The following is an 11899-nucleotide window of genomic DNA, read 5'->3' on the forward strand; positions in this document are numbered from 1 at the left end:
TAGAAACTTTGTAGTCACACTCCAGCGGAAAGTGCTTCAACCCGGCGGGAGGAGGAATTTTCTCTCGAACTTCCGCGCCCACACGGGAGCCGATGCACGGAAAGCGTTTGGTTTGATCCAAGCTGGATTTACTTAGCTGAGATAATACATAGTTAATAAGATACCGAATTTGAGCCGCGCTCTTGCGGGGTCGAGGGTGAGAGAACATCCGCTGAATAGATGTTCTCGTGGATGCGCCGAGAGCGAGCCCACTTCGTGGACCGTCGCTTGTGTTGTGAAGGGCACATGAAGGGCGCGCTGCAGGGATACCAGAAATCGCAGTCCCTCATCAGAGGGAAGATCAGGACGTCCAGTTGCGGCCGCGTGAGGAGAAGCGAGGGCTTCGGACGCGTCGCCAGCGCTGGATGCCAATTTGCCAAGCAGCAGCTGCAGGTTGAGTGTCGGCCATTCAAGTAACCCTCCGGCAGTGGGGTGCCGCGCGAGGCGGGAGGGGCCTCCTCAGCAGTGGCCGTGCTGGATTTGAACTGACGAGAGGGCCCAGTGATGTTCGCGCCACTCGGGTTCCGTCTGCGCGACGCGGCACGGGCGACGTGATGCCATTGCGGCGTCGAGCGGGAGCCAGGTAACGCCTCCCCGGGGCGGCCAGTCAATCGCATCAGGCCGCCCCCGCTCGCTGGCAAAGGGCTCGCGGTGACCCTCCGCTCAACAGTCACTCTACGCGGCCGTAAGGACTTCAATTTGCCAACTCGCAATTTGGGACTGCGCCGTTGAAAACCTGAACAGGTGAGCTCATCGCTTATCGCTCACGCGCTCCGCCTCAATCCGCTCATAGTCGAGCCGCCGCGCTGACTTCAGCCGCCGCGAGTAGGCGCGCCGCTCGTATTCAGAGAGGCGCTCATATTCGAGATGGCAGTCGCGGCGCACCTGGAGGCCGCCCTACGACCCTCAACCGATATGGTATCTTTTCCGATGTCAGCCTCGCCGCGTCGAGCCTCGAGCTCGAGCCGCGTACAATCGTAGGCGGCGGCGGAGGCAAGCTTCGCCTTGGACATAAGCTCCAGGTAAAGCTCAGCGATCATCTTGGTACCGTTGATCGACGCTCACGCGTCGCGCGGCGTTCAACCTCAATTCTCTCGTAGTCAAACCGGCGGAGTGCCTTCCGCCGACGGGAGATGGCGCGCCGCTCGTATGTGCTCAGACGGCGGAGGTCGTCCGAGCGGTCGCAGAACTCCAGCTCGAGAACGAAAGTCGCCGACTTCTCGAGGTCGAGGATCCACTGTGGCTTGTGGGCCACGCGCAGCTTTTCTCTCACTGTATCGCAGTCGCCGGCGCCGGCGTGCTTCACGGCGTCCGACAATTCGAGAGCGAGCAGCCTCTCCGCCGCGGTGGGGGCGGCGCGCCGGAGGGTGCCGCTCTCGAGCGCGAGCAGCTGCCGCTGCTGCACGCGGCGGAGGTAGAGAATTGCCTCCGCCGCTTCAGCCGCCGCCTCGCGCAGCAGCGAGTTGGGGGGTGTCTCGCCGAGGATTGCCTCCGCGAGTGAGATCACATCGCCTGAGCACTGCTCGCGCGCGTGGAGCGACTGCAGTCCGTGCTTCAGTGCTGAAGGCTGCCGTGTTTTGGTCACGGGCTAGCTCGCCTCTCTATACTCGACAACTTCAGCCCGCTCGCGGTCCACGAGGCTCCTCGCCATAGCTCCGAGCGTCATACGTCTCATTTCGAAGTCCTTCAGGAGGCTGTTAAGGCGGCTCTCGAGGCGCTCGCATTCGCGCGTGATCCGATCGAGGCGACCTTCCGCCGAGCCGAGTGCGTCGTAGTGGATCATCTCGGGAGTGACGCGCATCTCGCGCATTCGCGCTGCCAGGCTGAGCCTTCCCGCCGCGACCCTCTCCTCTGCGCCGTAGGCGATGTCTGCGGCTTGCTCCCTCACGCTGGGATCATCAGCAATCATGTCGTGCTGCTTCGAGGTGAGGAGGCGCGCGGCAGCCTCCGGCATGACGAAGTTGATGGCTGTATGCTTCAAGCCCTTCATGCGCCGAAGCTCCCAGATGTAGTCGCTCAAGTTCTTGACGAGGGTGCACTCGATGACACCCCGCGGCGACAGCTCGGCGAGAATATCCCGCAGAAGCCCGTCATACTGCTCGGCGTCCTCGTACCAGAGTAGGGGCCGCTCCTCCATGAGGAAGGCGATGCTGGCGGGGTAGAGGCGCTCGGGATGGGCCACGCAGGCGGCCGTTGGAGCGGAAGTTCGTTGAGTGTGCATGATCAAACCTTTATATTCGTTGTTTGCGAATGGTCGCGCTAGCAATCCGGAGCGTGACTGACTTAGGCGCTCCGTGTTCCGCTGAATTGCGGACTTGACGGAAGTTGTACCTACGCGGAGGGGGGGATGTAAGGAGTTGGAGGTCTGACTCCCCATCGTGCTACGGCCACCGTGCGAGCCAAGGAGCTAGACCCCGGAGGGTTCCATGGAGGACGTGGGCAGCCTGAAATTCTGAAGAAGTTCCTCGTGAAGAACGGCCGGCGATATTTGTCACGCCCTGCCTCACTTCAATCAACTCGGGTCGAGGAGCGTGAGGTGTGTTCGGGTTCCAAGCTGAGCAGAACCCGCGATCAACTGCGATCTTCGGCGCCCTAAACCGGGGTCATGGTTGCTTGGCTCGAGCCTTCAGTCCAAGCTGCTGATCAAACCGGTTGCAACACACGTGCGCCGCCCGGTGGCCCCGACGAACTGCCAGGTACCGAGGTGCTTTGGCATCATCTACCACGGTGGGTATTGGTTACCCTCTTCTCACTGTACCCCAGTGGCTGGGTAAAGGAATGAGTCGCTACATTGCTGCGCAGTTCGGCCAGTTCATCTGCCTGTTCCTTGTGCCCAACAAATGAAGAAATTGTAGGGCAAACCTTGACACGCACGCCTCCGTCGGCTATGCCCTACAAACTATTTGTTAGTTGGGCAAGAATTGGATGCCACTCGTTCGACGCCATTCGCCCCTCTCTCACGCCGCCTACGTGGATCTCGTCAGCAGCCTCGAGGAGGAGACTGTATCGGAGTTGCGCGGCACGCCCATTCTCAAGAAAAGGGGCGGCAAGTCCTTCTGGTATGACAGCTACCGCGTCGGGAGCGCGGTTAAGACGGCATACATTGGAGCCGACACGAGCGAGGTGAGGGCACGCATCGAACGGGTTGACGCCGTCAGGGCGGACGCTGAGCTCAGGAGGGCGGGGAGGCGCCGCGCCGTCCGCATCCTCCGCGCGGAGGGCTTCCTGAGCCTCGACGCGGCAACGGGCAGCCTCATCGCAGCCCTTGCCGCTGCTGGCACCTTCCGACTGGGTGGGACTATCGTCGGCACGCACGCGTTCCGCCTCTACGAGGGTGAGCTCGGCATCAGGCTGAAGCTCGACCAGGCTGCCTCAACCGGAGACGTGGACATCGCATCCTTTGAGCGCCTCTCTGTGGCAGTGGGTGATACCACATCCCCCACTCTCAGCGAGGTGCTCTCTGACCTCTCCTTCACGCCCGTTCCGAGCCTCGACCCCGCTCACGCTTGGCGCTGGAGAAAGTCAGGAGACGATACTCGCGTGGAGTTCCTGACCCCCTCGTTCTCCGACGACGAGGGGGTAAGGGAACTGCCGTCGCTGGGTGTCCACGCGCGGGCACTCCATCACCTGAATTACTTGATATCGGACCCCATACGCGCGGCTATCATCTACAGGAGTGGAGTACTGGTGCAGATCCCGCGGCCGGAGCGGTTCGCCATCCACAAATTGATCGTCGCAGACAAGCGGCTCTCAGGACCCGATGCCGGAAAGGCTCGGAAGGACCTGATGCAGGCCGAAATTCTGATCGAAGCTCTGGCGGAGGATCGGCCCGACGAACTTGCTGAGGCGTACCAGGCGGCGCTGAACTCGGGGGTTAAGTGGAGAGACAGGATCGGCGCCAGCCTGAAGCGAGCGCCGCGTGTCTCTGCGATCTTGAAAAACCTGACAACGAGCTGAAAAAATTCGATTCCATAGTCGCTAAGCTGTTGGATGCTGCCACGCGACCCCTCCCAGGACCCGCTCGTCGATCGCGTCAGCCCGCTCGCAGGCAAAGGGTTCGCGGTGCACATCTTCTCAACTGTCATTTTGTAAGAGCGTGAGGACTTCAATTTGCCAAGCCGCAATTTCAGATTGTATTGCTGGATATTCGAACTGTTGAACTCACTCTCTATCGCTCCCCCGCTCCGCCTCGATGCGCTCACAGTCGAGCCCCTAAGCCGACCTCCGCCGCCCCTAGTGGGTGCGCCGCTCATACTAAGCTTCTGGAGTTGCAGGCCGACTTAGCGGTTGGGCAACGAAGACGGGCTAACATCACCTCTCCCGAGCGGGAGGCCAATTTCCCAAGATACAGTCTAGGACTGTATCTTTCTCGATTGGACTGCATCGCTAGCTCTTGCTCCTCCGGCGCTCCACCTCGACGCGGCGGTAATCTAGCTCCCGCAGTGACTTCGCTCGCCTCGAGAATGCGCGGCGATCATAGTCCCAGAGCCGCCGCAACTCCTTGTCGAGCCGCTCCATAGCCGAGAGAACGGCTCGGCTCCCTTCGGCGTCGCGTTTGCTGTCACTCGGCACGTCGCTAAAGTGCTTCGCGAGCATTTCTCGCGCGGCGCGCGCGCGAGCTTCGGGCTCGATAACTCTCGTCGCTCGCGAGAATGCCCTTGCCAAATCCGCCTGCGGGCCGCTGGGAGGGTGCCCATCAACCGCGGCGGCCTCCAGCGCGGAGCGGCGGTGTCGCTGCACCCGATCGAAGTAGATGATATCCTCCGCAGCCGAGCGAGCAGCCTCGAGCAGCTGCGGCTCGGGAGGGGAGGAGCCGAGGAGGGCGAACGCCAATCCCTCCACTGCCGGAAACTCCAGCTGCCGCGCGAGGCGTGAGGTAAGCCCGTGTGACCACGCGGGAGGGCGGGGCGGAGACGTTCGCGCCATCTACGTCGCCGCCCCGCTGCTGGCCATCTCCGCGTCGCGCGCGACGAGCTTCCTTGCCATCGCCGCCAGGGAGGAGCGCCGCGCCTCAATTTGACGCATGAGGCGCTCGCATCTATCCTCGAGGCGCCTGACTTCACCGTTGACCCGGTCGAGGTCGTCCGCCTCCTTGATGTGTGTGCGGTAGTGAAGCATTTCTGGAGACAGACAGGATCTCTTGGCCTTCGCATTCAATTCCTTGACTTGCTCCTCTCCAGGGGGCGCCACGGCCGCTCTGCCCGCAATGGCGTAGACTTCGGCGTGCTCTTCACTCTTGGTGGAAGGAGAGTACGAGGAGATTGTTCCCACAATGCCATCCGCCGCCTCGCTTGGCATGCTGTCGTGTATCGCTGCCAACTTCAGGCGGCGCATTCTTCTTGTCTCCCAGAGGTAGTCGACGAGCTCCTTCACGTGAATGCTCTCGAGGACGCCCACGGGGGAGAGCTCATCGAAAACGCCACTGAGCAGGGCGTCATAGTCGGCTGCGTTCTCATACCACAGCAGAGGGCGCTCCGTCGTGAGGTATGCCAGCTGCCTCGGCATCGCGTGCCTGCCTTCTGCCGCCGCGACGCTCTGGATGTCTCCGCTCGGAGCTTCGGCTTGGGTTTCGTCATGCATTTTGTACTCTTTTCTGGGCGTGGCCCGAATGATCAAGATTTGCGCGCGCGTCGCCGCCTAGATTGACTGCGACGCGCCGCGGCCGCACCGCGTTGGGAGCGGCCACCATCCGATATTGGACCCACACATTCTGAGATGTAAGGACTTGGGGGCTCGACTGGCAACAATGGCGCGCCGGGCCCAAGCTCACGCCGCCCGCGCGTGGGTATAGTCGAACCCAGTGCGGGCCAGCTGCCGAGCGCAGTGGCAGGCAGGGATAGAGGAGCTGATCCGCAGCGTGCGTAGTTAGCGCTACTGTGACAGAGCGTTGGATCTTCGCTTTCTTCAATCTTTCCAGAGAGAAGTAAGTATCCCCCGCCGCCACAGATTTCTGAAGTTTCGGTCGGCAGGGGAGGATCCACCGGCGGTCACTTCCTTCTTTCTAGAAATATGGAAAGAAGTGGCGAAGTCCCTTTTAGCGTCGCGAGGCGCCGGCCAGCAAGGGCGGTTGGTCGGCGCCGGATCAGCTCAGCCACGGCGGCAAAGCAAAGTTTACTCTGCGAGTGATTCACGGGCGATGAGTGTAGCGCTTCATCGGCGCGGCCGCGTGCAAGGCCGGTGGCTGCGGCCGGCGCTCCGAGAGTTTGCAGAAGCCGCGAGGGCTTTGCTGCGGGACGTTGTTTGGAAAGACGTTCCTCCGGCACTGACCTAACGGGGCTGCTTTCGGCCGCACTGACGAATGACGTTGTGGTGTTCGCGCTGACGCCCCCGCTGTGCAGCAGCCTCCTCGCCCTGAAGCTCGACCCCCGGCCATACCTCGTGGGGCTCGCAGGAGCCGCCAACGCCGGCTCCGCGCTGACCTTGATTGGCAACCCGCAGAATATTCTCATCGGGCAGGCCGGAAATCTTGAGTTTTGGCGCTACACCCTGATCGCGCTGCTGCCAACTCTGCTCTCGCTCGGCATTATCTACGCGGTCGTCGCCGTGACGTGGCCAATTCGCGCCGGCGCGCAAGTTGAAGCGGCTGCCGCTCACATTGACAGGTTTCAGCTTGCGAAGGCGCTGCTGGCGATCGTGGCGTTGATTGCTATGTTCTTCACGCCCCTCCCGCGCGAGGTCTCCGCGTTAACCGTCGCCGGCTTCCTCCTGCTGTCGCGGCGCCTCTCCTCGCGCGAGATGATCGGCGCCGTTGACTGGCATCTTCTGCTGCTGTTCGTCTGCCTCTTCGGTGTCACGGCGGCCTTCGCCGCGACGGGCGTCGCGCAGGCGGGGCTGAGCTGGATGGAACACGCGGGCCTCCTGCCTGAGAGACTATCGGTTATGACGCCCCTCACGGTGGCATTTTCCAACACGATCGGCAACGTTCCCGCCGTCATTCTCATCATCAAGCTGCTGCCTGACATCGGCGAGGGGCCGCTCACAGGCCTCGCGCTGCTGTCCACCCTCGCGGGCAATCTGCTGCTCACGGGCTCCATGTGCAATATCATCGTCGCGGAGCGCGCGGCGTCCGTTGGCGCGCGGCTAAGCTTCGGCGACTTCGCCCGCTCCGGCATCGTGATGACAACCCTGAGCCTCGCGGCGGCGGCGGCGGGGCTGTGGGTGACGGGCTTGATGATACTCTAGCACTTAGCATTGAACGCCAAGGCGGGTGGCCGCATCCCGCTGATCACCGAAGTGACTTGCAATCCTTGGTGGTGCCCAGCTTCGCTCCGATTTGCTAGCACACGCGGAGATCGCCAAAAACTGTGGGCACATTGTGCCTAGCGCGGCTGCGTGAACAGTCAACGCATGCACTCATGGTTATATTCATGTGTATACACTGGAACTTAGTTGCAAATTGTCGTACGACACTCTAGAGATTTTTACTTAGAGACGTGGGGCTACCCGATGCGAATTGTGAGCCACTGCGTTGATATCCCTCGCGGAATCAATCCTAGAGCCTACGCCTGATAATTGTGCACCGGTTGCGAGGCGGGTTCGCTGCAGTTGTGCCGGATTGTGGCCCCTAAATTCCAGCTGGAGACGACCGTGAATAGAAGGGTGCTGCAGGCCGCTCAATTCAACTCCACGCTCGTCGCGGTGAGCGGCGTCTCCTGGGTGGCTTTCTGGTTTCTCAATGCCTGGCTGTTTGCGGCGACCCACTTCGCTCCGGGCATATCGCTGATCTACGTACCGGCGGGCATTAGACTTATCATCCTCCTCCTCTTCGGGGTGTGGGGCGCGATTGGAATTGCCCTCACCGATCCAATTTTATTCTGGACCGAATTTGATCAGCAGCCGGTCCTGGAGGTTGCCGTCAACGCCGTCATTTCCGGCTTCGTGCCGCTGGCGGGTATTCGAATTCTGCAGCGTGCCTCTGGTATGGACACAGACTTAAAGAGGTTGAAGCCCCTGCATCTCCCGGCTCTCGCGCTGACGGTCTCCATACTAGCGCCGCTGGCTCTCACCGCGCAGTTTTTTGTGTGCGGCTTGCGGCCTGCGAGTGACTTGCTGAGTGGCTTCTTTGCGATGACGCTGGGCGACTTTCTTGGCTGCCTTCTAGCGTTGCTGCTTGCGAAGATCGCGATATTTTACTTTCGAGCTTGGATCCCGAGCGGCTGATTTTCGTGATGACCACTGATCGCGCGTGAGAGCTTGGGCAGAACAAGTCTGGACAATCCTTGGAAGAAATGGGGATTGGAACCGCGGCTTTCCACTGCTCAAGCTTGCGAATGTACTGCACTCCCTCCAGATCCTCGAAATGCTCGTCAGAAGCGGTCTGGCCGCTCGCGACTGTCTTGCGCGCTCGAGCACCCGGCTAACCCATTCCTGCCCCGCGATCGCGTCGTGATGACCACGGACAGCTTTCGGGATCAAGGCGAGGTACGCGTTTCTGGTTAGGAAGCTGCTACCAAAACACCCTTCATTTCTCCCACAGCCTGACCCCAGGACCTTCACCCGGGCCGCCAATAAATTCGACGCCGGCGTCTTCAAATGTCTTTCTAAGGTCGAGGAGGGATTGTGTTCGGCTTGGTGGCACGTTTGTCGCTTTTTCTAGTCTTTGGATAGTCTCTCTTGTGAGTCCGCACTTTTCGGCCGTTACCTCAGCGCTCCAGCCTAATAAAGCGCGCGCGGCACGGATTTGAAAACCGACAATCATCATTTAGCCACAATTATATCTCATTAAGAGACATTATTAACTCTAATGGAGGTATTCATGTTTCCGCTTGTCCGCGAACATAGCCGATACAGCGAACTCCGTCGCCGTCTAATTGAGGCTGATCCGGAGATTGATGAGACGACCCTTCTCGACACTCTTGAGGGGGCCACGAACCTCAGTGAGGCACTCGGGGAAGTTCTGCGTGCAGCGCTCGATGAGGAAGCCTTGGCTGACGGGCTGCGAGGCAGGCTAAACGCCATGAGGGAGCGTCTCGACAGGTTCGAGACTGCCTCAGCGAAGAAGCGCGAGGTCGCGCAGGCGGTTATGGAGGAGGCCGGCATCGAGAAGATCCTCGCGCCCGACTTTACCGTCTCATTGAGGGTATCCCCGCCGGGGGCGGCCATAGTGAATGAGGTGGAAATTCCTGAAGCCTTCTGGATACCGCAGCCCCCGAAGTTGGACCGCAAGGGCATACTGGACGCCCTCAAGTCGGGTGAGAACGTACCGGGAGCCACTTTCACCAATTCCAGGGTCACTCTCGCCATCAGGAGCAAGTAAAGATGAGCTTCACCCAATCTCAAGTGAGGAAGCTCCGCTCGAAACTGCGGCCACAGCACATAAAGACCCGGGAGGCGGAAGGGATTACGCTCTCCTACGTCGAAGGCTGGCACGTCGTGGCAGAGGCCAACCGCATATTCGGCTTCGAGGGGTGGGATCGCGAGACCATCTCAAGCGAGTGTGTCTGGACCAAGCAGATCGCCGGCCGATACTGCGCCGCATATGTTGTGCGGACCCGGATCAGAGTAAGAGCGGGGGAGGCAGTGATCGTCCGGGAGGGAAGTGGCGCGGGGGAGTCAAATGCTGCCACTCCAGGGCAGGCCCATGAGTACGCCTCCAAGGCTGCCGAGACCGATGCCACGAAGCGGGCGCTTATGACGTTTGGCAACGCGTTCGGTCTCTCGCTCTACAGTGGCGTGGCACTGGCAAGGACTGAGGCACGGAAGAATGAACCCACTTCCGAAGCTGCACCAGGACCGGCCTCCGGCATTCCATTTGCCAGTCCCACTCTGCCCATTCCTAATGCACCTCAACCGCAGACTTCTGGTCCAGAGCCAGTCACTCAAGAGACAACTGGAGCGCCAGACGAGCAGGGGAGAGTCAGCGATCAGCCTTCTGAGCGGCCGGTTTCCACAGGCCCCGCCCAGGAACTCGCTCCCTGGCAGCCCTTCCAGCCTCTAGAGGAGGCAGCGCGGATGAGTGAGGTGCGCCTGCAGAGGATCGACAAGTCAGACCTCACGATTTCAGAGCCCCGCCGCGTCAGAGACCTCGGTCACCTCGCCTTTGTCGCTTCCAAGCCGTGTCTGGTTTGCGGCCGGAACCGGGCTCACGCGCATCACCTCAAATTTGCTCAGCCGACTGCACTGGGCCGGAAGGTGTCGGACGAGTTTACTGTACCCTTATGCTCGACACACCACCGCGAATTACACCGGCACGGAGATGAGCGTGTCTGGTGGACCGCTCAAGGGATCGACGCGTTCCAAGTGGCGGAGGATCTATGGCACTCCCGGCGTTCGGCGACGATTGCGCCCCGGGTACCGCCGCGCGAGAACTCCGAAACTGACGCACTCTAGTGTAGTCAAAACCTTCCACTCTGCCCAAAACTCGTTGAGAGCTAGATCCGACGGTCATCGGCAATTCAAAGGATCGGGCCTCGCTTCGGCTGAGCGGTTACGAACTTCGGGACATCCTCTCCATGATATCTAATGACCTGCCACTGTACTTTCATCCAGCAACTTTTAGAGTCTCGGCCTGTTTGCTCTGCCCCCATTCTTTGGATCACCTGAGGCTAGAGTTTTCGGCCTCTTTCAGCGGTGACGGGCTGGATGCGCCACCGAAGTTATGCAGCTGGATCGGGGTGTTTTGGCCGATCCCGCTGTGGGGTCTTTCCTCATTGTAGTATCTACGCCAATCCTCCATTTTCGAGCGGGCGTCGTCAAGGCTCATGAACCAATGCGCATTCAGACATTCGCCGCGGAACTTGCTGTTGAACGCTTCAATGAACGCATTATCCGGCATGATGACCCTGGTGCCGTTGTTTCCCGAACTGATCTGAGGGATTATGCTCAGATCATCCGGGTTACGGGGCACCGGGAGCACGCGAGTGCGGGCAAGGCCGTCGTACTGACATGAGCTGAGAGCTCGAAGTCGTTATCTGGCCGCCCCTACGACTTGCCCGGATGCGCTGCGAGCGCGGATCTGTAGTTGTCGTGTTGCCCGCCGGCTCCCTCCGTAACAACCAAGGGAGGTTTGGATGCGCATCATCGGGATGGACATTCATCGGGTTGCCGCCGAAGCCGTGATCCTTCTGGATGGCAAGATATCGCGGCTTGGACGCGTGCCCATGCGAAAGGAGGAACTGGTTGCCTTCGCCCAGAAGGAACTCACCCATGATGACCACGTCGTGATCGAGGCCACTGGGAATGCCTCAGCGGTCACTGAAGTTCTCAGTCCCTATGTCGATCGGGTTGTGATTGCCAACCCGAAGCAAGTCCACATGATCGCTCATGCCAAGATCAAGACAGACGCGATTGATGCAGCAGTTCTCGCGAAGCTCTATGCCGCGGGTTTTCTGCCGGAGGTGTGGGTCCCCGACGACCGAACCCTGGCCATGCGGCGGCAAGTTACTCGCCGGAACCAGCTGGTTCGCCAGCGTGTCGTACTGAAGAATCTGATCCAGTCCGTGCTGCACGCCTATCTCGTTCCCCCGTGTCCGCACATGAACCTGACTGGAGCCAGAGGCAGGGCGTGGCTAACCCAGCAGGACCTCCCGGACGCCGAGCGCCAGACGATCGGTTGGCATCTGGCGATGGTCGACCAGATTGAGGTATCCCTGAAGATCATTGACGCAGAGGTTGCGCGCCACGCCATGGCCGATCCGGCTATCACGCGTCTCATGACCCTTCCTGGCATTGACGTCAATGTCGCCACCGGAGTTGCCGCGGCCGTCGGCGATATCAAGCGTTTCTCCAGTCCTCAAAAGCTCGTCGCGTATCTCGGTCTGAATCCCAGTGTCTATCAATCTGGCGAAGGGCCCGCCCAGCACGGGCGGATCACGAAGCAAGGCCGCAGCCACCTTCACATCCAACTGGCGCGCCCGGTCCA

11 protein-coding genes and 2 pseudogenes are annotated in these 11899 nt (G+C 60.6%); 6 read left to right on the top strand and 7 right to left on the bottom strand.

Annotated elements, in window-relative coordinates; genetic code table 11:
* Positions 1–789: 789 nt before the first annotated feature.
* The 3 genes from ACO06F_RS16205 to ACO06F_RS16215 form a co-directional block, all read right to left on the bottom strand.
* Positions 790–924 (bottom strand): hypothetical protein, encoded by a 135-nt coding sequence (locus ACO06F_RS16205; protein ID WP_421693778.1) that lies wholly within the window; start codon positions 922–924, stop codon positions 790–792.
* Positions 925–1075: 151 nt separating this feature from the next.
* On the bottom strand, positions 1076–1624 hold the full coding sequence (locus ACO06F_RS16210; protein WP_421693779.1) for a hypothetical protein: 549 nt from the start codon (positions 1622–1624) through the stop codon (positions 1076–1078).
* A 3-nt stretch (positions 1625–1627) separates the two neighbouring features.
* Complete coding sequence (locus ACO06F_RS16215) at positions 1628–2221, bottom strand: hypothetical protein (protein WP_421693780.1); 594 nt, start codon at positions 2219–2221, stop codon at positions 1628–1630.
* A gap of 788 nt (positions 2222–3009) precedes the next feature.
* Between ACO06F_RS16215 and ACO06F_RS16220 the strand changes: the two genes are divergently transcribed.
* The gene (locus ACO06F_RS16220; protein WP_421693781.1) at positions 3010–3996 is read left to right on the top strand and encodes a GSU2403 family nucleotidyltransferase fold protein; all 987 of its coding nucleotides are present in this window, start codon (positions 3010–3012) and stop codon (positions 3994–3996) included.
* 429 nt (positions 3997–4425) lie between these two features.
* Here the strand turns inward: ACO06F_RS16220 and ACO06F_RS16225 are convergent, their stop codons facing one another.
* Positions 4426–4872, bottom strand: a complete 447-nt coding sequence (locus ACO06F_RS16225; RefSeq protein ID WP_421693782.1) for a hypothetical protein — start codon at positions 4870–4872, stop codon at positions 4426–4428.
* 93 nt (positions 4873–4965) lie between these two features.
* Positions 4966–5619, bottom strand: a complete 654-nt coding sequence (locus ACO06F_RS16230) for a hypothetical protein (RefSeq protein ID WP_421693783.1) — start codon at positions 5617–5619, stop codon at positions 4966–4968.
* 660 nt (positions 5620–6279) lie between these two features.
* Here ACO06F_RS16230 and ACO06F_RS16235 point away from each other — a divergent pair.
* Positions 6280–7221 carry an SLC13 family permease gene (locus ACO06F_RS16235; RefSeq protein ID WP_421693784.1) on the top strand — a complete coding sequence of 314 codons (942 nt, stop codon included), beginning with the start codon at positions 6280–6282 and terminating at the stop codon, positions 7219–7221.
* Between the two features lie 405 nt (positions 7222–7626).
* Positions 7627–8199 (top strand): hypothetical protein, encoded by a 573-nt coding sequence (locus tag ACO06F_RS16240; protein WP_421693785.1) that lies wholly within the window; start codon positions 7627–7629, stop codon positions 8197–8199.
* 301 nt (positions 8200–8500) lie between these two features.
* Here the strand turns inward: ACO06F_RS16240 and ACO06F_RS16245 are convergent, their stop codons facing one another.
* A complete protein-coding gene (locus ACO06F_RS16245) occupies positions 8501–8740 on the bottom strand; it encodes a helix-turn-helix domain-containing protein (protein WP_421693786.1) in 240 nt (79 codons plus the stop codon).
* Between the two features lie 54 nt (positions 8741–8794).
* Between ACO06F_RS16245 and ACO06F_RS16250 the strand changes: the two genes are divergently transcribed.
* On the top strand, positions 8795–9295 hold the full coding sequence (locus tag ACO06F_RS16250) for a siphovirus Gp157 family protein (protein ID WP_421693787.1): 501 nt from the start codon (positions 8795–8797) through the stop codon (positions 9293–9295).
* Positions 9296–9297: 2 nt separating this feature from the next.
* Positions 9298–10368, top strand: coding sequence for a Rad52/Rad22 family DNA repair protein (locus ACO06F_RS16255; RefSeq protein ID WP_421693788.1), 1071 nt, complete (start codon positions 9298–9300; stop codon positions 10366–10368).
* A 205-nt stretch (positions 10369–10573) separates the two neighbouring features.
* On the opposite strand, the pseudogene ACO06F_RS16260 reads toward ACO06F_RS16255, so the two are convergent.
* Positions 10574–10807: pseudogene (locus tag ACO06F_RS16260) on the bottom strand (integrase core domain-containing protein); the annotation flags it as partial.
* A 241-nt stretch (positions 10808–11048) separates the two neighbouring features.
* On the opposite strand from ACO06F_RS16260, the pseudogene ACO06F_RS16265 reads away from it, so the two are divergent.
* A pseudogene (locus ACO06F_RS16265) lies at positions 11049–11870 on the top strand (IS110 family transposase); the annotation flags it as partial.
* Between the last annotated feature and the right edge of the window lie 29 nt (positions 11871–11899).

This window comes from Aestuariivirga sp. (genome assembly GCF_965227715.1).
GTDB lineage: Bacteria > Pseudomonadota > Alphaproteobacteria > Rhizobiales > Aestuariivirgaceae > Aestuariivirga.